The 18,491-nt window shown below is 68.9% G+C and carries 19 protein-coding genes and 1 tRNA gene; 3 read left to right on the plus strand and 17 right to left on the minus strand.

Going from position 1 to position 18,491, the window contains the following annotated elements; all coding sequences use genetic code 11:
• Positions 1–56: 56 nt before the first annotated feature.
• The 11 genes from rpoB to ACFYNL_RS32415 form a co-directional block, all read right to left on the minus strand.
• Positions 57–3,542, minus strand: coding sequence for a DNA-directed RNA polymerase subunit beta (rpoB, locus tag ACFYNL_RS32365; protein ID WP_388809676.1), 3,486 nt, complete (start codon positions 3,540–3,542; stop codon positions 57–59).
• 245 nt (positions 3,543–3,787) lie between these two features.
• Positions 3,788–3,943 (minus strand): hypothetical protein, encoded by a 156-nt coding sequence (locus tag ACFYNL_RS32370; RefSeq protein WP_388809679.1) that lies wholly within the window; start codon positions 3,941–3,943, stop codon positions 3,788–3,790.
• Positions 3,944–4,081: 138 nt separating this feature from the next.
• Positions 4,082–4,471: a 50S ribosomal protein L7/L12 gene (gene rplL / locus ACFYNL_RS32375; protein WP_388810117.1), complete on the minus strand. Its 390-nt coding sequence runs from the start codon at positions 4,469–4,471 to the stop codon at positions 4,082–4,084.
• A gap of 107 nt (positions 4,472–4,578) precedes the next feature.
• Positions 4,579–5,109, minus strand: coding sequence for a 50S ribosomal protein L10 (gene rplJ / locus ACFYNL_RS32380; RefSeq protein WP_019753717.1), 531 nt, complete (start codon positions 5,107–5,109; stop codon positions 4,579–4,581).
• 300 nt (positions 5,110–5,409) lie between these two features.
• Positions 5,410–6,279: a hypothetical protein gene (locus tag ACFYNL_RS32385; protein ID WP_388809682.1), complete on the minus strand. Its 870-nt coding sequence runs from the start codon at positions 6,277–6,279 to the stop codon at positions 5,410–5,412.
• Positions 6,280–6,413: 134 nt separating this feature from the next.
• Entirely contained in the window at positions 6,414–7,232 is an 819-nt protein-coding gene (locus ACFYNL_RS32390; protein WP_388809684.1) for a hypothetical protein, read from the minus strand.
• Between the two features lie 131 nt (positions 7,233–7,363).
• Positions 7,364–8,089: a 50S ribosomal protein L1 gene (rplA, locus tag ACFYNL_RS32395; protein ID WP_388809687.1), complete on the minus strand. Its 726-nt coding sequence runs from the start codon at positions 8,087–8,089 to the stop codon at positions 7,364–7,366.
• Positions 8,090–8,166: 77 nt separating this feature from the next.
• Complete coding sequence (gene rplK, locus ACFYNL_RS32400) at positions 8,167–8,601, minus strand: 50S ribosomal protein L11 (RefSeq protein ID WP_046419431.1); 435 nt, start codon at positions 8,599–8,601, stop codon at positions 8,167–8,169.
• Positions 8,602–8,768: 167 nt separating this feature from the next.
• Positions 8,769–9,635: a transcription termination/antitermination protein NusG gene (gene nusG, locus ACFYNL_RS32405; protein WP_388809690.1), complete on the minus strand. Its 867-nt coding sequence runs from the start codon at positions 9,633–9,635 to the stop codon at positions 8,769–8,771.
• 80 nt (positions 9,636–9,715) lie between these two features.
• Positions 9,716–10,003: a preprotein translocase subunit SecE gene (gene secE, locus ACFYNL_RS32410; protein ID WP_019756556.1), complete on the minus strand. Its 288-nt coding sequence runs from the start codon at positions 10,001–10,003 to the stop codon at positions 9,716–9,718.
• Between the two features lie 108 nt (positions 10,004–10,111).
• A tRNA-Trp gene (locus tag ACFYNL_RS32415) sits at positions 10,112–10,184 on the minus strand.
• 296 nt (positions 10,185–10,480) lie between these two features.
• Between ACFYNL_RS32415 and ACFYNL_RS32420 the strand changes: the two genes are divergently transcribed.
• A complete protein-coding gene (locus ACFYNL_RS32420) occupies positions 10,481–11,707 on the plus strand; it encodes a pyridoxal phosphate-dependent aminotransferase (RefSeq protein WP_388809693.1) in 1,227 nt (408 codons plus the stop codon).
• Between the two features lie 122 nt (positions 11,708–11,829).
• The gene (locus ACFYNL_RS32425) at positions 11,830–12,861 is read left to right on the plus strand and encodes an adenosine deaminase (protein WP_388809696.1); all 1,032 of its coding nucleotides are present in this window, start codon (positions 11,830–11,832) and stop codon (positions 12,859–12,861) included.
• A 4-nt stretch (positions 12,862–12,865) separates the two neighbouring features.
• Here the strand turns inward: ACFYNL_RS32425 and ACFYNL_RS32430 are convergent, their stop codons facing one another.
• Complete coding sequence (locus ACFYNL_RS32430) at positions 12,866–13,456, minus strand: TetR/AcrR family transcriptional regulator (protein WP_388809698.1); 591 nt, start codon at positions 13,454–13,456, stop codon at positions 12,866–12,868.
• 114 nt (positions 13,457–13,570) lie between these two features.
• On the opposite strand from ACFYNL_RS32430, the gene ACFYNL_RS32435 reads away from it, so the two are divergent.
• Positions 13,571–14,203, plus strand: a complete 633-nt coding sequence (locus ACFYNL_RS32435) for an NAD(P)-dependent oxidoreductase (protein WP_388809700.1) — start codon at positions 13,571–13,573, stop codon at positions 14,201–14,203.
• 28 nt (positions 14,204–14,231) lie between these two features.
• On the opposite strand, the gene ACFYNL_RS32440 is transcribed toward ACFYNL_RS32435, so the two are convergent.
• The 5 genes from ACFYNL_RS32440 to ACFYNL_RS32460 all read right to left on the minus strand — a co-directional run bounded on the left by ACFYNL_RS32440 (position 14,232) and on the right by ACFYNL_RS32460 (position 18,488).
• Positions 14,232–15,287: a UDP-N-acetylmuramate dehydrogenase gene (locus tag ACFYNL_RS32440; protein WP_388809703.1), complete on the minus strand. Its 1,056-nt coding sequence runs from the start codon at positions 15,285–15,287 to the stop codon at positions 14,232–14,234.
• An 86-nt stretch (positions 15,288–15,373) separates the two neighbouring features.
• On the minus strand, positions 15,374–15,754 hold the full coding sequence (locus tag ACFYNL_RS32445; RefSeq protein ID WP_388809705.1) for a DUF3291 domain-containing protein: 381 nt from the start codon (positions 15,752–15,754) through the stop codon (positions 15,374–15,376).
• 31 nt (positions 15,755–15,785) lie between these two features.
• Positions 15,786–17,258: an MFS transporter gene (locus tag ACFYNL_RS32450; protein ID WP_388809708.1), complete on the minus strand. Its 1,473-nt coding sequence runs from the start codon at positions 17,256–17,258 to the stop codon at positions 15,786–15,788.
• Between the two features lie 113 nt (positions 17,259–17,371).
• Entirely contained in the window at positions 17,372–17,935 is a 564-nt protein-coding gene (locus tag ACFYNL_RS32455) for a TetR/AcrR family transcriptional regulator (RefSeq protein ID WP_388809710.1), read from the minus strand.
• Positions 17,936–18,059: 124 nt separating this feature from the next.
• Entirely contained in the window at positions 18,060–18,488 is a 429-nt protein-coding gene (locus ACFYNL_RS32460; protein WP_019758604.1) for a MaoC/PaaZ C-terminal domain-containing protein, read from the minus strand.
• Positions 18,489–18,491: the final 3 nt, after the last annotated feature.

The raw sequence follows: 18,491 nt of genomic DNA on the forward strand, positions 1-18,491 counted from the left end.
AACGGGGGCCTGGGGGTCGGCGGGGCCCTGTGGGTGAGGGCCCCGCCGGACTCCCGTCAGACCTCTTCGACGCTGCTCGGCTCGCGCCGGGACAGGTCGATGCCGAGCTCCTCCGCAGCGCGGAAGACGTCCTCGTCGGTGTCACGCATCTCGATGGACATACCGTCGCTGGACAGCACCTCCACGTTCAGGCAGAGCGACTGCATCTCCTTGATGAGCACCTTGAAGGACTCGGGGATGCCGGGCTCGGGGATGTTCTCGCCCTTGACGATGGCCTCGTAGACCTTCACGCGGCCGGTGACGTCGTCGGACTTGATGGTCAGCAGCTCCTGGAGGGCGTAAGCGGCGCCGTACGCCTCCAGCGCCCACACCTCCATCTCACCGAAGCGCTGGCCACCGAACTGGGCCTTACCACCCAGCGGCTGCTGGGTGATCATGCTGTACGGGCCGGTCGAGCGCGCGTGCAGCTTGTCGTCGACCAGGTGGTGCAGCTTCAGGATGTACATGTAGCCGACCGAGATCGGGTCCGGGAACGGCTCACCGCTACGGCCGTCGAACAGCCGCGCCTTGCCGGACGGGAGCACCATGCGCTCGCCGTCGCGGTTCGGGATGGTGTGCTGCAGCAGACCCGCGAGCTCGTCCTCACGCGCACCGTCGAAGACCGGGGTGGCGACGTTGGTGCCGGGCTCGACACTGTCGGCGCCGATGGCCTGCAGGCGCTGGGCCCACTCGTCGGCGAGACCGGAGACGTCCCAGCCGCGGCTGGCGAGCCAGCCGAGGTGGATCTCCAGGACCTGTCCCGGGTTCATTCGGGACGGCACACCGAGCGGGTTGAGGATGATGTCGACCGGGGTGCCGTCCTCCAGGAACGGCATGTCCTCGATCGGCAGGATCTTGGAGATGACGCCCTTGTTGCCGTGACGGCCGGCGAGCTTGTCACCGTCGGTGATCTTGCGCTTCTGCGCGACGTACACGCGCACCAGCTGGTTCACACCGGGGGGAAGCTCGTCGCCCTCCTCGCGGTCGAAGACGCGGACGCCGATGACCTTGCCGGTCTCGCCGTGCGGCACCTTCAGCGAGGTGTCACGGACCTCACGGGCCTTCTCACCGAAGATCGCGCGCAGCAGGCGCTCCTCCGGCGTCAGCTCGGTCTCACCCTTCGGGGTCACCTTGCCGACGAGGATGTCGCCGGCGATGACCTCGGCACCGATGCGGATGATGCCGCGCTCGTCGAGGTCGGCGAGGACCTCCTCGGAGACGTTCGGGATGTCCCGGGTGATCTCCTCGGGGCCGAGCTTGGTGTCACGGGCGTCGACCTCGTGCTCCTCGATGTGGATCGAGGAGAGGACGTCGTCCTGCACGAGGCGCTGCGACAGGATGATCGCGTCCTCGTAGTTGTGACCCTCCCACGGCATGAACGCCACGAGCAGGTTCTTGCCCAGCGCCATCTCGCCGTTCTGGGTGGCCGGACCGTCGGCGAGGACCTGGCCCTCGACGATCCGGTCGCCCTCCTGGACGATGACCTTCTGGTTGACCGAGGTGCCCTGGTTGGAGCGGGCGAACTTGGCCAGGCGGTACGTGATGTACGTGCCGTCGTCGTTGGCGGTGGTGATGTAGTCCGCGGAGACCTCCTGGACCACACCGGCCTTCTCGGCCTTGACGACGTCGCCGGCGTCGACGGCGGAGCGGTACTCCATGCCGGTGCCGACGAGCGGGGCCTCCGCCTTGATGAGCGGAACGGCCTGGCGCATCATGTTCGCGCCCATGAGGGCACGGTTGGCGTCGTCGTGCTCGAGGAACGGGATCATGGCGGTCGCGACCGACACCATCTGGCGCGGCGAGACGTCCATGTAGTCCACGTCCTCGCCGCCGACGTAGTCGACCTCGCCGCCACGACGGCGGACGAGCACGCGGGCCTCCTCGAAGCGGAGGTCGTCGGTCAGCGGGGCGTTGGCCTGCGCGATGACGAAGCGGTCCTCTTCGTCGGCGGTCAGGTAGTCGACCTCGTCGGTGACCTGGCCGTCGATGACCTTGCGGTACGGGGTCTCGACGAAACCGAACGCGTTGACCCGGCCGTACGAGGCGAGCGAGCCGATCAGACCGATGTTCGGGCCTTCGGGCGTCTCGATGGGGCACATACGGCCGTAGTGCGACGGGTGCACGTCACGGACCTCGAAGCCGGCCCGCTCACGGGACAGACCACCCGGGCCGAGCGCGGACAGACGACGCTTGTGCGTCAGCCCGGACAGCGGGTTGTTCTGGTCCATGAACTGCGACAGCTGGCTGGTGCCGAAGAACTCCTTGATGGAGGCGACGACCGGCCGGATGTTGATCAGGGTCTGCGGCGTGATCGCCTCGACGTCCTGGGTCGTCATGCGCTCGCGGACGACGCGCTCCATACGAGCCAGACCGGTGCGGACCTGGTTCTGGATGAGCTCGCCGACGCTGCGCAGACGACGGTTGCCGAAGTGGTCGATGTCGTCGGTCTCGACGACGATGCTCTGACCGCTGTCGCCGACCGTCTCGGTCTCGCCCGCGTGCAGCTTCACCAGGTACTTGATCGTCGAGATGATGTCCTCGACGGTCAGGATGCCCGCGTCGAGCGGAGCGTCCGCACCCAGCTTCTTGTTGACCTTGTAGCGACCGACCTTGGCGAGGTCGTAGCGCTTCGGGTTGAAGTAGAGGTTGTCGAGCAGCGTCTGCGCGGCCTCACGCGTGGGGGGCTCGCCCGGACGCAGCTTGCGGTAGATGTCGAGCAGCGCGTCGTCCTGGCCCTGGGTGTGGTCCTTCTCCAGGGTGGCGCGCATCGACTCGTACTCGCCGAACTCCTCGAGGATCTGCTCGGTGGTCCAGCCGAGCGCCTTGAGCAGGACGGTGACGGACTGCTTGCGCTTGCGGTCGATACGGACACCGACCATGTCGCGCTTGTCGATCTCCATCTCCAACCAGGCACCCCGGGACGGGATGATCTTGGCCGAGAAGATGTCCTTGTCGGACGTCTTGTCGATGGAGGAGTCGAAGTAGACACCGGGGGAACGGACCAGCTGCGACACCACGACACGCTCGGTGCCGTTGATGACGAAGGTGCCCTTGTTCGTCATGAGCGGGAAGTCGCCCATGAAGACCGTCTGGGACTTGATCTCACCGGTCTCGTTGTTGGTGAACTCCGCCGTCACGAAGAGCGGGGCGGCGTAGGTGAAGTCGCGCTCCTTGCACTCGTCGATCGAGTTCTTCGGCGGCTCGAAGCGGTGGTCGCGGAACGTCAGTGACATCGACCCGGAGAAGTCCTCGATCGGGGAGATCTCCTCGAAGATCTCCTCGAGGCCGGACTTGGTGGGGACGTCCTGACCGGACTCCAGAGCCTCCTCGACCCGACTCTGCCAGGCGGTGTTGCCGAGCAGCCAGTCAAAGCTCTCGGTCTGCAGCGCGAGCAGGTTCGGAACCTCGAGGGGCTCCTTGATCTTTGCAAAGGAGATGCGCAGCGGGGCGGTGCTGGCGCCGTTGTTCGTATTCGCGGTCGAGGCAGTGCGCGAGGCGGCCAAGAGGGGGTCCTTCCGAGGGCTCGGACTCACTACGCGCGTACCGGCCCCTCACCCACACACAGAGACAGAAATCCCAGGTCAGGGATACTCGATCATCGATGCTGAGGCGAGGGCAGACCCCTGGTGACGGGCAGGGGACAGCTAACAGGCAGCGCAAAGGGTCAGTGTAGCCACTTGGCACACTGATGTCCAGTCCCGGTTTTCAGAGACCCTCGTTGTTCTCAACGCCTGCGCCATGCCTGCCTTCAACGCACGTTGATACTGCCCTCTTCGTCGTCGATCCATGCCTCGGATTCGGATCCTTGTGACGACGCGTCCTGAGAATTGCGCGCTGCGTGCGGTTCGTCAAGGCCCCCATGCCCGAACCCCAGGCCGACCAGGGACACGACGAAGATCACCATACCCCCCGTCCCGGCGGGTGCAAGGCAACCGCGGCCGCGCCCCGGAAACGCCGAAGAGCGACCACCCGAATGGATGATCGCTCTTCGGTGCGTTCGCGTTACAGCCCTACGGGACTGTCACAGGCGTTCGCGAAGGTCTTACTTGACCTCGACGGAGGCACCGGCGCCCTCGAGGGCCTCCTTGGCCTTGTCCGCGGCCTCCTTGTTGACCTTCTCCAGGACCGGCTTCGGCGCACCGTCGACCAGGTCCTTGGCCTCCTTGAGGCCCAGGGAGGTGAGCTCGCGCACGACCTTGATGACCTGGATCTTCTTGTCGCCGGCGCCCGCGAGGATGACGTCGAACTCGTCCTTCTCCTCAGCGGCCTCGGCACCACCGGCGGCACCGCCGGCAGCCGGGGCGGCGACGACGGCCGCGGCGGCGGCGGTGACGTCGAACTTCTCCTCGAACGCCTTCACGAACTCGGAAAGCTGGATGAGGGTCATGTTCTCGAACTCGGCGAGCAGTTCTTCCTGGGTGAGAGCCACGATGGCTTTCCTTCCACTAATTCGGCAGGTGCCGGATGTACATGAGTGGCGGGCGTACGTTGGCCCGCTACGACCGCTGCCCGAGGGCGGCGATCATGATGCGAGCCGAATTACTCGGCACCGCCCTGCTCGTCCTGCTTGGCACGGAGCGCGTCCACGGTGCGGACGAGCTTCGTCGGGAGCGCCTGGAGGAGCTGAGCAGTCTGCGTCTGCTTGCCCTTCAGAGCGCCCGCCAGCTTGGCGAGCAGAACCTCGCGGGACTCGAGGTCCGCAAGCTTCTTGATCTCGTCGGCGGACAGCGCCTTGCCGTCAAGGACACCGCCCTTGATGACGAGATTCGGGTTGTCCTTGGCGAAGTCACGGAGACCCTTCGCCGACTCCACCGGATCACCGGTGACGAAGGCGACAGCCGTCGGACCGTTGAACAGGTCGTCCAGCGTCGAGATCCCGGCCTCGTTGGCCGCAATCTTGGTCAGCGTGTTCTTCACCACGGCGTACTGGGCGTTCTCACCGAGCGAACGACGCAGCGTCTTGAGCTGCGCCACGGTGAGACCGCGGTACTCGGTCAGCACGGCAGCGCTGGAGTTGCGGAACTGCTCCGTCAACTCCGCCACTGCGGCAGCCTTGTCGGGCCTCGCCATAGAGCCTCGGCCTCCTTCCGGGTGATTCTGACCGCGCGGACCCGAAGGAGGACTGGGGAAAACGAAACGCCCCGGCGCAGGCGCACGGGGCGGACTCGACCGATCGGACGCACGGGACGTGCGCACTCCGGGAGCTCTTCCACTGTCACCTGCGCGGGTCGTCCGCATTTCAGCGGATCCTTCGGCCACCGCGCCCTCCTGCGAGCGCACGGCAACGACCAGCGGTCTTTGGCTTCTGTAGGAGAGTACGGGACGCCGTCGCCGTCAGGCAAATCGGCCCTTACGGCGCCCGGCTCCCGCTCAGCTCCCGCTCTTCTTCAGCGGCTTGCGCAGGTCGGCGGTGTCCGCGGCGCGGGGTGCCCGGACGGTCACCGGTCCGTCCTGGTCGAGGAAGGTGAAGGTGAGGTCGAGCGTGCCCCGGCGGCCGGCGGCCTGGGTGCGGAGCCGCTTGACGCGGTCGTCGCCGTCGACCCAGACGTCCAGGGTGAGCGCGTCCACGCCCAGCTTCTCGTACTGGTCGAGGCTCTTCTCGCGTCCCCGCCGGGCGGCCTCGTCCTCGACGTCGCCGAGGGAGGCGCGGAGCTCGTCGACGGCGGCCGTGCCCGTGTAGTGCGCGGTGTCGACGCCGTCGACCGTCTCGGTGCCGATCCGCTCCACGTCCTCCGCGGCGGCCAGGAAGGCGGCTTCCCGGGCCGGGTTCCGGCTCACCTGGTCACGCAGGCCGGCGACGTCCATGCGTAGGCCACCGGCCGTGGTGAACTCGGCGGCCGGCCCATAGCTGATCCAGTGTCTGCCGCCCATCTCCTTGACCATGTCATCGGTCGCGCTCGCGTACAGCACCCCGTCGACCAGGCGCAGCTCGGACCGGCCCCGATCCTCGCCGCTCAGGTTGGCCGTTGTGAGGCGGGCGGCGGTCGGCTTCGTGCGTACGGACGCCTCGTCCGCGATCTTCCCGCGTTCCGGTATCCGGCCGGTCACCCGGTACCGCAGGAACCGGTCGCGCTCGGTCCGCTCCGCGGCCCGCTCGACGGCCTCCGCGGCCGACGAGTCCCCGGACCGTCCCGCCTCGGCACCCGCCCCGCAGCCGGCGAGGAGCAGCGCGGCCAGGACGGCCCCCGCCGTCCGACGCGGCACGGCCACGGGCACGGGCACGGGCACGGGCACGGGCACGGCAACACCTATGGAACGCCTCATCGATTCCCCCCAAGGAACGCATGGCTGGTGCGTGGTCGGCGCACAGCAGGATCGGGAGCGTACCGGGAGGCGGCCGGGCCGTCCCATGAATTGAGCGCTGCCCCGCGGGCTCACCGGGTGCCGTCGAGCCCTCCGCGTATCTTCAGCAACTCCTTGAAGTCCGCGGTGTCCCCCGCCGGAGGCTTCTCGGCCGTGGCCTTCACCCCGTAGTCGGCGTAGTAGGCGGTCTGGGTCAGCCCTCCCGTGGCCGTCCGCCCCTTCTCGACCTTCTTGACCAGCAGGTTCCGGTCGTCGACCCATATCTCCACGGTCTGTGTCCCGGAGCCCTCCCCCTGCACGGTGCCGGAGTACCGCGTGGCGCGCACGCCCCGCACCGTCTCCTCACCGACCTTGCGTACGTCCGCGGAGGACAGCAGCAGCTTCACCGCCGTGTGGGGCGCGTTGCCGCGCATCTGGTTCGCCAGGTCCGCTCCGGCACTCCCCGCGAGATTCTTCAGGTCGTCGTAGACGTACCTGATCCAGTGCCTGCCGTCGGCCTTCTCGGCGAACGTCTCGCCCAGGCGCGCGTAGTAGGCGTCGGGGAGATAGCGGGCCTCCATCGACGTGGTGCCCAGCCGGCGCATCGTCTCGGCCGTCGTGCCGCCGGTGTATGTGATCTTCAGGGTGCCGGTGAGGCCGTCGCTCCAGGCGAGGGCGCCGTCGGCCTTCATGGACAGCGACGAGCCCATGGTGGTGGTGGACCTGACGCGGGCCGACTCGGCGCGGTCGGTGGAGCGCTCGACGGTGCGCAGGGCGGCTGTCACGGCGGCGGCGGGAGCGGCGCGGCTCTCCTCGGCAGGGCGGTCGGAGGACGTGCAGGCGGCGAGAGCCGTCAGCGCGGTGGTCAGCGCGATCCAGAGCGCCGACCGGCGCGCCCTCATGCTCGTCATTCGTCCCCCCTGTGTGAATCCCGTGAATGCACGTTAACCCAGGGCACTGACGAACGGGCCGGAGGACGACAACGGGCCCCGCACCCGGGAAAGGGTGCGGGGCCCGCCTACGAGCCTGGTGAGCCGGTGGCTCAGACCGCGGCCGGGTCCTCCTCGACGAGGAGGTTGCGGGTGCGGTTCGGGTCGACCGGAATGCCGGGGCCCATCGTGGTGGTGATGGCGGCCTTCTTGATGTAGCGACCCTTGGCGGCGGACGGCTTGAGACGGAGGATCTCCTCCAGCGCGGCGCCGTAGTTCTCCACCAGCTTGCTGTCGTCGAACGACACCTTGCCGATGATGAAGTGCAGGTTCGAGTGCTTGTCGACGCGGAACTCGATCTTGCCGCCCTTGATGTCGGTGACGGCCTTGGCCACGTCAGGGGTGACGGTGCCGGTCTTCGGGTTCGGCATCAGACCACGCGGACCGAGCACCCGGCCGAGGCGGCCGACCTTGCCCATGAGGTCCGGGGTGGCGACGACGGCGTCGAAGTCCAGGCGGCCCTTCGAGACCTCGTCGATCAGTTCGTCGGAGCCGACGATGTCGGCGCCCGCGGCCTCCGCGGCCGCAGCACGGTCACCGGTCGCGAAGACCAGGACCCGGGCGGTCTTGCCGGTGCCGTGCGGAAGGTTCACGGTGCCACGGACCATCTGGTCGGCCTTACGCGGGTCGACACCCAGACGGAAGGCGACCTCGACGGTGCCGTCGAACTTGGTCGCGGACGTCTCCTTGGCGAGACGGACGGCCTCGAGCGGGGCGTAGAGCTTCTCCCGGTCGACCTTGGCGTCCGCAGCGCGGAGAGTCTTGCTGCGCTTGCTCACTACTGCTCCTGGGTTTTCTTAGGAGTTGTGGTCCGGGCCGAGCAGGCCCTGCCACTGACTGCTTGGGGAGGTTGGGGTCAGCCCTCGACCGTGACGCCCATGGAACGGGCGGTGCCGGCGATGATCTTCGCGGCGGCGTCCAGGTCGTTGGCGTTGAGGTCGGGCATCTTGGTGGTGGCGATCTCGCGGACCTGCGCCTCGGTGATCTTGGCGACCTTGGTCTTGTGCGGCTCGCCGGAGCCCTTCTCCACGCCCGCGGCCTTGAGGATCATCTTGGCGGCCGGCGGCGTCTTGGTCACGAAGGTGAAGGAACGGTCCTCGTAGACCGTGATCTCCACCGGGATGACCCAACCGCGCTGCGACTCGGTCGCGGCGTTGTAGGCCTTGCAGAACTCCATGATGTTGACGCCGTGCTGACCCAGCGCGGGGCCGACCGGCGGGGCCGGGTTGGCGGCACCGGCCTGGATCTGGAGCTTGATGAGCCCCGTGACCTTCTTCTTCTTGGGAGGCATAGCTCTCCGGTTCCTCTCTTCGGGTCCTACCTGCGCCCAGATGGCTCCTCTGGATGCAGGCATACCGCACAACGATAACGGGTATAGATGCGCGGCCAAAAACCGAGCAGGTCAGACAAGCTGTGACAGCCGGTCTGACCTGTTCGGAGGCTCTTCTGCTGAAGAAGCTAGTTCTTCTGGATCTGGTCGAAGCTCAGCTCGACCGGGGTCTCCCGACCGAAGATCTCGACGAGACCCTTGACCTTCTTCGAGTCGGCGTTGATCTCGTTGATGGTCGCCTGCAGCGTCGCGAACGGGCCGTCGGTGACGGTGACCGAGTCGCCGACCTCGAAGTCCAGCACCTGGACCTCGACCTTGCGCTGCGGTGCGGGCTTGCCCTCGGCCTCGGCGGCCTCGCGGGCGGCCTTCTCCTCGGCCTCCGGGGCGAGCATCTTGACGATCTCGTCCAGGGTCAGCGGGTACGGGTCGTAGGCGTTGCCCACGAAGCCGGTGACGCCGGGGGTGTTGCGGACGACACCCCAGGACTCGTTCGTCAGGTCCATGCGGACCAGGACGTAACCCGGCAGCTTGTTCTGCTTGATCGTCTTGCGGTCGCCGTTCTTGATCTGGACGACCTCTTCCTGCGGCACCTCGGCCTGGAAGATGTAGTCCTCGACGTTCAGCGAGACGGCGCGCTGCTCCAGGTTGGTCTTCACGCGGTTCTCGTAGCCGGCGTAGGTGTGGATGACGTACCACTCGCCGGGGAGGGTGCGCAGCTCCTCGCGGAGCGCCGCGACGGGGTCGACCGGCTCGGCCTCCTCCTCGGCGGCTTCGGCGGGCTCGACGGCTTCGGCCTCGTCCTGCGAGGACTCGTCCTCGGGCTCGTCCTCCACGTGCAGCGCGGCTTCCTCGGCAGGCTCGCCCGCCTCGGCGTCGGCAGCCTCGACCTCGTCCAGGTCCTCGTCCGCGCCTTCGACGATGTCGAGCTCGTCTTCCACGGACTCGACACCCTGCCCGTGTGGCTCGATGGCGTCGTTCACGTTCTGGTCAGACACGGTGGCTGCTTCTTCCTGGATACATAGGGGTGGAACATGCGAAAGGGGCGCCGGTAACCACGGCGCCCTTCGCTCTTGGCTCAGCCAAAGACGTACTTGGCGGCGTTGTCGAGCCCATAGTCAATCACGGTCACCAGGCCGATCATGATGACGACGAAGATGATCACCACAGTGGTGTACGTCATCAGCTGGTTGCGCGTCGGCCAGACGACCTTGCGAAGTTCCGCGACGATCTGGCGGTAGAAGAGCGCGAGTCGCTTCAGCGGGCCCTTCTTGGCGCGCTTGCCGCCCTTGCGGGTCTTCTTCTTGGACTCCGGCGCCTCGTCCTGGGCATCAGGCATGTCGATGGAGCCCACGGCGTCCGTCACTCGTCCTCACCTGATTCCGGGTCGTGGCCGTGCCGCGCCCGGTCTGAGCCGCACGGCGGTGCATTGCTGTACGTACATGCGCACACATCCTGGCGAAGGTGTGTGTAGCAGGGCCGGAGGGACTTGAACCCCCAACCGCCGGTTTTGGAGACCGGTGCTCTACCAATTGAGCTACGACCCTTTGGTGTGTCCCCCAACGTACCGCATCCAACCGGGTGCTCGCTGTGCACCGTGTGGCTGCGGGCTGCTGAAGGCCAACGAGGTGAGAGTGTACGTGGTCGCGAGCGCCTCGTCGAACAGAAAGTGCCCGCTGAGGGCTTGGCCGACGGAAGATCGCCTGGTGATCGGGCCGGCGGCGAGGCAAGGGCGGGGCAAGATCGCGCAGGCCGCGGCCAGGATCCGGACGGATGTTCAGCTGATGTTCAGTCTGTGAAACCCCCGTGCCGGGCGCGTTTCCGGTCTGAAACCATGGGCCCCATGAGCGCTGCAATCCCTCCCTCCGAGCGCCGGGTCTCCGCCCGAATCGGCGCGATCTCCGAGTCCGCCACCCTCGCCGTGGACGCCAAGGCGAAGGCCCTCAAGGCCGCCGGGCGTCCCGTGATCGGCTTCGGCGCCGGTGAGCCCGACTTCCCGACCCCGGACTACATCGTCGAGGCCGCCGTCGAGGCCTGCAAGAACCCGAAGTACCACCGCTACACCCCGGCCGGTGGTCTGCCCGAGCTGAAGTCCGCGATCGCCGCGAAGACGCTGCGTGACTCCGGCTACGAGCCCGACGTCTCGCAGATCCTGGTCACCAACGGCGGCAAGCAGGCCATCTACGAGGCCTTCGCCGCGATCCTCGACCCGGGCGACGAGGTCATCGTCCCGGCCCCGTACTGGACGACGTATCCGGAGTCGATCCGCCTCGCGGGCGGTGTCCCGGTCGAGGTCGTCGCCGACGAGACGACCGGCTACCGCGTCTCGGTGGAGCAGCTGGAGGCGGCCCGTACGGAGAAGACGAAGGTCGTCCTGTTCGTCTCCCCCTCGAACCCGACCGGCGCGGTCTACACCGAGGCCGAGACCGAGGCCATCGGCCGCTGGGCCGTCGAGCACGGCCTGTGGGTGCTGACCGACGAGATCTACGAGCACCTGGTCTACGGCGAGGCCGCCGCGGTCTCCCTGCCGGCCCTGTTCCCCGAGCTGCGGGACAAGTGCATCGTCGTCAACGGCGTGGCCAAGACGTACGCCATGACCGGCTGGCGGGTGGGCTGGGTCATCGGCCCGAAGGACGTGGTGAAGGCCGCGACCAACCTCCAGTCGCACGCGACGTCGAACGTCTCGAACGTGGCGCAGGTGGCCGCGATCGCCGCCGTCTCCGGTGATCTGGACGCGGTGGCGAAGATGCGGGAGGCCTTCGACCGCCGCCGCAAGACGATCGTCCGGATGCTCAACGAGATCGACGGCGTGGTCTGCCCGGAGCCCGAGGGCGCCTTCTACGCGTACCCGTCGGTGAAGGCCCTGCTGGGCAAGGAGATCCGCGGCAAGCGCCCGCAGAGCAGCGTCGAGCTGGCGGAGCTGATCCTGGAGGAGGCCGAGGTCGCGGTGGTCCCGGGTGAGGCGTTCGGCACGCCGGGCTACCTGCGGCTGTCGTACGCCCTCGGTGACGAGGACCTCGTCGAGGGTGTGAGCCGGATCCAGAAGCTGCTGGCCGAGGCGCGGGACTGACGGTTCCGTATCGGCCCGGGGCACATACCAGATCTGGTATGTGCCCCGTTTGTTTGTGCGAGCAAGACCACGAATGGGGAAACCGCTACCGGGACGGCGGACACGTGCGGCAGGATCCTGGAATGGAGCGCGTACGTGATGTCTCTGAGCTGCCGAAAGCCCATCTGCACCTGCATTTCACCGGCTCGATGCGGCCGACGACCCTGCTGGAACTGGCCGACAGGTACGGGGTGCGCCTGCCCGAGGCGCTGACCGACGCCCTGACCGGTGGGGAGCCTCCGAAGCTGCGCGCGACGGACGAGCGGGGCTGGTTCCGCTTCCAGCGCCTGTACGACGCGGCGCGCTCGTGCATCAGGCGGCCGGAGGACATCCAGCGGCTGGTCAGGGAGGCCGCGGAGGAGGACATCCGGGACGGCTCCGGCTGGCTGGAGATCCAGGTGGATCCGACGTCGTACGCGCCCCGCCTGGGCGGCCTGATCCCGGCGCTGGAGATCATTCTGGACGCGGTGGAGACGGCGTCGCGCGACACCGGCCTCGGGATGCGCGTCCTGGTCGCCGCGAACCGGATGAAGCACCCGCTGGACGCCCGCACGCTGGCACGGCTCGCGGTGCGCTACGCCGACCGGGGCGTGGTCGGTTTCGGGTTGTCGAACGACGAGCGCCGGGGCATGGCACGGGACTTCGACCGTGCCTTCCACATCGCCCGTGAGGGTGGACTGCTGTCGGCGCCGCACGGCGGCGAACTGACCGGCCCCTCCTCGGTGCGTGACTGCCTGGACGACCTGCACGCCGACCGGCTCGGCCACGGCGTACGGGCGGCGGAGGACCCGCGACTGCTCAAGCGCCTCGCCGACAGGGGTGTGACCTGCGAGGTCTGTCCCGCCTCGAACGTCGCCCTCGGCGTCTACGAGAAGCCGGAGGACGTCCCGCTGCGGACCCTGTACGACGCCGGCGTCCCGATGGCCCTCGGCGCCGACGACCCTCTGCTCTTCGGCTCCCGTCTCGCCGCCCAGTACGACATCGCCCGCCGGCATCACTCCTTCACGGACGCGGAGCTGGCGGAACTGGCTCGGCAGTCGGTGCGGGGCTCCGCGGCGCCGGAGGAGGTCCGAAGGAAGCTGTTGGCCGGGGTGGACGACTGGCTCGCCGCCTAGCGCGTCACGCGGCGAGCCCGGCGACCAGCGTCCGTGCCAGCCGAGCGGCGAACCCGGCCGCGTCGGGCCGCTCCTGCGCCGCCTCGTAGGCGAAGGCGCGCTGGGCGCAGGCGCCGAGGAGCAGCGACGCGCCCGCGAAGGTGTCGGCGCCTGGACGGACGCGGCCGAGGGCCTGCTCGGCGCGCAGGTAGGCGTCCAGCCCCTCGATGGGAATGTGCGGGCCCGTCCCGTGCTCCCGCATCGCCTCGTCGTGCCGTCGTTTGAGCTGGGGCTCGGCGTACAGGGAGGCGGCGATCGGGAAGCTCTGCTCGTAGAACAGGCAGGCCTGGTGGGCGATCTCGGTGAGGTTCTCCTCCAGGGAACGCCGGCCCGGCTCGGCCGCGAGGCTGCTGAGCAGCGGGGCGAGCGGCGGCAGTCGTTCCGAGAGCACCCGGACGAACAGGTCCTCCTTGCTGTCGAAGTGCTTGTAGAGCGCCGCCTCGGAGCAGCCGGCCGCCCGAGCGATCTCCTTCGTCGTGGTGCGCGCCAGCCCGAGCGTGAGCATCAGGTCGTGGGCGGCATCGAGCAGTCGGACTCGGGTGGGTCGGTTCTCCATGGCAGGTCCGCTCGCTCTTGACGGGTGGGTGAGTACTTACCCACTCTAGAACCATCAGAGGTGAGTGAATACTCACCCACCTCTGTTCCGACGAGCACGACCACGGGAGCTCCCATGAAACTCACCGTCTTCGGCGCCACCGGCGGCACCGGTCAGGAGATCGTCCGACAGGCTCTGGACGCGGGGCATCAGGTCACGGCGGTGGTGCGGGACCCGGCGCGGTTCACCCTGGCCGGCGAGCGGCTGGAGGTGTTCCGTGCCGACCTGAGCGACCCGGGGGCCCTGCGCCCCGCGGTCGCGGGGAGGGATGCCGTGCTGTCCGGGCTCGGCGCCCGCAGCCGCAAGGACGCCGGGGTGGCGGCACGGCTGACGCGTACGGTGCTGGGCGCGCTGGAGGCCGAGGGGGTGCGGCGCCTCGTCGTGGTGAGCGCGGCCCCGGTCGGCCCCGAGCCCGAGGGCGACGGTTTCCTCGACCGCACCGTGCGGGGCATCGTCTCGGCGGTCCTGAAGGACGTCTACGTCGACCTGCGGGAGATGGAGGCGGAGCTCGTCCGCAGTGCCACGGACTGGACGGTCGTACGGCCACCGCGCCTGCAGGACAAGCCGCTCACCGGCAGGTACCGGAGGGTGGTGGGCGGTTTCCCGCGCGGGGGCCGGTTCTTGGCGCGTGCCGATGTGGCGCACGCCATGCTGGGCGCGGTCGGCGACCCGGCCACCGTGAAGCAGGGGGTGGGGGTGGCCTACTGAGAGGGATCCCGACGCGAGGCGACGGCTCTCACAGGCTCACACCGACCGTCACCGGCTCGTTGACCAGGGTGATTCCGAAGGCGTCGCGGACCCCCGCGACGACCTCGCGGGCGAGCGCGAGAAGGTCCTCGGTGGTCGCATCGCCGCGGTTGGTGAGGGCCAGGGTGTGCTTGGTGGAGATGCGGGCGGGGCCGGTGCCGTACCCCTTGCTGAAGCCCGCCTTGTCGATGAGCCAGGCCGCGGAGGTCTTGGTGTGCCCCTCCCCCGCCGGGTACGCGGGCGGCTCCACGCCGTCGCCGAGACGCTCACGCACGCGCGCGCGGAACACCGCGAACTGCTCGTCGGTCAGGATCGGGTTGGTGAAGAACGATCCGGCCGACCAGGTGTCGTGGTCCTCGGGGTCCAGGACCATGCCCTTGCCGGTACGCAGCTTCAGCACGGTCTCGCGCGCGGCGGCCAGCGGCACGCGGTCGCCGGGCTCGACGCCGAGGGCGCGGGCGGTCTCGGCGTACTTGATGAGGGCGGAGAGCCCGGCGGCGTCCTCCAGCCGGAAGCGGACGCGCAGGACGACGTAGCGCTCGGGGTCGGCCTTGAAGCGGCTGTGGCGGTAGGAGAAGGCGCACTCGGCGTTCGGCAGGACGACGGTCTCGCCCGCCTCACGGTCGTACGCGATCACCTCGGTGATCGTCGAGGAGACCTCCTGGCCGTAAGCCCCGACGTTCTGGATCGGCGTGGCGCCCGCGGAACCAGGGATTCCGGCGAGGCACTCGATACCGGCGAGCCCGGCCTCCACGGTGCGGGCGACGGCATCGGTCCACACCTCGCCGGCGGCCAGTTCGAGGTCGGTGCCGTCCAGCTCGAAGCCCTCGGTGGCGATCACCAGCGCGGTGCCGGCGAAGCCCTTGTCCCCGATGACCAGGTTGGATCCGCCGCCGATCAGCAGCAGCGGGGTCCCACTGGCGTCCGCCTCGCGCACGACGTCGATCACCTCGGCGTCGGTGGTGGCGGTGACCAGCCGGGTGGCGGGGCCGCCCAGCCGGAAGGTGGTGAGGGGGGCGAGGGGGGCGTCGTGGAGTTCCTGCACGGGCTCAAGACTACGAGACGGCACTGACAGCCCCGGCACCCGTACAGGGCGCCGGGGCCGATGCGCGCACCACGCGCGCGTGCCTCTCACGCCAGGCGCCGGAACACCTGAGGCCAGTCGACCGGGAGGTCGTCGCTCGACGCCTGCCAGGTGGCGAACTTCGCGTCCCGCATCTGCGCGGACAAGCCCTGCGCCGCGGGCGCGTGGGCGCCCGAGCGGGCGAACTCCTTGAGCGCCGCGGGCGACTCCCAGGCCGACAGCGTCCAGAAGGTGCGTTTGAACGGCTCCGCCTTCAGCGATGCCCCGTACGCTCCGGGCGCCCGGCTCACCTGCCGCCACACGCCCGGCGTGCGGGCGAAGAAGAGGAGCGCTCCCCACAGCGTGCGCGTCTCGAAGCGGGAGGCGAAGACGTACACCTCGGTGGCGGGCGGCGCGGGGTTCGCAACGGTCCAGGGAAGTGTGGGCATGACTGCTCCTTGTGGTCCGAAGGTGGGGTGGTCAGTGCGAGGCCGTCTCCAGCGCCGGTCGCGGTGTCTGCTCGACCGGGCCCACGGTCACGTCGGCGCGCCGCCTGCCCGGGATCAGCAGGGCCGCGACTCCGGCGACGGCCACCACGGCGGCGCCGGTCACCAGGGCGGGCCGCAGACCGTCGACGAAGGTCTGTCCGGTCTCGTAGCCGCCCTGCGCGGAGAAGATGGACGCCATGACGGCGATACCGAGCGCCCCGCCGACCTCGCGCAGCGCGTTGTTGGCGCCGGAGGCGATGCCCTGCTCCGAGGCCCGGACGCTGGACATCACCAGGGCCGAGGCCGGGGCGAAGAACAGGGCCATGCCGACACCGCTGACGATCAGGGCGGGCAGCTGGGCGGCGTAGGAGGCGTCGACGGTCGCGACGGAGGCCATGTAGGCGAGGCCGGCCGCCTGGAGGAACAGGCCGGTCGCGACGACGGGACGGCCCCCTGTGCGGTCGGAGAGGATGCCGGCGATCGGCGCGACGAGCATCGGCATGCCGGTCCACGGCAGCATCCGCAGCCCCGCCTCGGTGGGCGTGTAGCCGAGTACGCCCTGCATGTACTGGCTGAGCAGGAAGATCGAGCCGAACATGCCGAGAAACATCAGCATGCTCGCCGCGTTGATCCCGGCGAACGCACGCGAGCGGAACAGGCGCATCGGCAGCATCGGGTTCTTGGCGCGGACGCTGTAGAGAACGAACCCGACGAGCAGCGCCCCTCCGGCGAACAGGCCGGTCAGGACCATGGGGCCGGTCCAGCCATCGGCGGGTCCACGCACGAGGCCGTACACGATCCCGAACAGGCCGCCGCTGGCGAGCAGGGTGCCGGGGATGTCGAGCGGGGCACCGGTGCCGTAGGACTCGGCGAGGCGCAGACGGGCGAGCGGCAGCAGGGCGAGGCCGAGCGGAACGTTCAGCCAGAAGATCCACTGCCAGGAGATGTGCTCGGTGAGGCTGCCGCCGATGAGCGGCCCGGACGCGATCGCGAGCCCGTTGACGGCACCCCAGATGCCGTACGCCATCCCCCGCTTGGCGGCGGGCACGGCCGCTGTCAGCAGGGTCAGCGTCAACGGCATCATGACGGCCGCGCCGGCGCCCTGGACCGCGCGGGCGGCGATCAGCGAGTCGATGCCCGGCGCGAGGGCCGCGGCGGCGGACGCGCCGGTGAAGATTGAGATGCCGGCGAGGAAGAGCCGGCGACGGCCGAAGCGGTCGCCGAGCGCCGCGCCGAACATCAGCAGGACGGCGAAGGTGAGGGTGTAGGCGCTGACCGTCCACTCCAGATCGTGCAGCCCTCCGCCCAGGTCCTCGCGGATGGAGGGCAGCGCGGTGGTGACGACCAGGTTGTCGAGCGACGCCATGAACCCGGCGACGCTGGTGAGCACGAGGGCCCAGCCGGCTCCGGCCAGGCGGGCGGTTGGCGGCTGGTGGTCGGTCTGGCGTTCGGTCTGGTGTGACATCGCTCCCCCAGGGGTGACGCGTTACGGATTACTGACGGTCCCGACTTAGATAGTTATCAGTCACTAACTTCCAAGGGCGTGATGAGACGCGGGCAACCCTCAGGCCCCCACCCCTACGACCGCCCCTCGCGGTGCTCCGGCGGCTCCATCCCGGCCCAGACCCGGTGCTCGGAAGGAAAGCCCATGGCCACCAGGCAGTTGATGAGCATGCCGTAGGCCATGAAGGTCGTCGTCTTGTCGACGTCGGCTCCCAGCGGCAGGTGAACGGTGTCCCACAGCCGCATCCAGCCGACTCGCACGGACTCGCCGAAGTCGTGGTCGCCCTCCTCGTCGGCGGCCGCCACGGCGAGGTACATCTGCATCTGCATCATCAGCCGCTCGGGCTGCTCCGAGACGACCTTCCGGTACGCCTCCCCCATGGCCTGCAGGGCCTCTTCGCCCTCCAGTCCCTCGGAGGCCTCGGCGAACATCCGGGTGGTGTCCTCGACACAGCGCTCCGCCGCCGCGAGAAAGATCGCCTTCTTGCCCGGGAAAAGCCGGAAGAGGTACGGCTGCGAGACGCCGACACGCTTGGCGATCGCCTCGGTCGAAGTGCCGTGGTAACCCCCACGCGCGAACTCGGCCATCGCCGCACGAATGACGCTCTCGCGCCTCTCTTCTGCGCTCATCCTGACCATGGAGATTAAGTTAGTACTCAATCACTAACTACGTCAAGGCAGAACCGGGCGCAGGTCGGCACCCACGCGTAAGGGGCGCCCCACCATGGAGAACGCCCCTCACCGCCCGGCACGCGCGCGCTGTTCACGCCAGTCGTACGACCGCCCGCGACATCCCGAGCACCTTCTGGCCGGCGCTCTTCACGGTCAGGTCCACACGGACCTTGTTGTCGTCGAGCAGGGCCGCGACCTTGCCGCTGACCTCGATCGTGGCGCCCTGGTCGTCGTTCGGGACGACGACGGGCTTGGTGAAGCGGACGCCGTACTCCACGACCGCTCCCGGGTCACCGGTCCAGTCGGTCACCACACGGATCGCCTCGGCCATGGTGAACATGCCGTGCGCGATGACGTCGGGCAGCCCGACCTCCTTGGCGAACTTCTCGTTCCAGTGGATCGGGTTGAAGTCACCGGAGGCCCCCGCGTACTGGACGAGCGTGGCGCGGGTCACGGGGAAGGTCCGGGTGGGCAGCTCGGTGCCCACCTCGACGTCGCCGTACGCGATCTTCGTCGTCATCGG

Origin of the sequence: Streptomyces sp. NPDC007808, from assembly GCF_042868655.1 — a bacterium.
Lineage (GTDB): Bacteria > Actinomycetota > Actinomycetes > Streptomycetales > Streptomycetaceae > Streptomyces.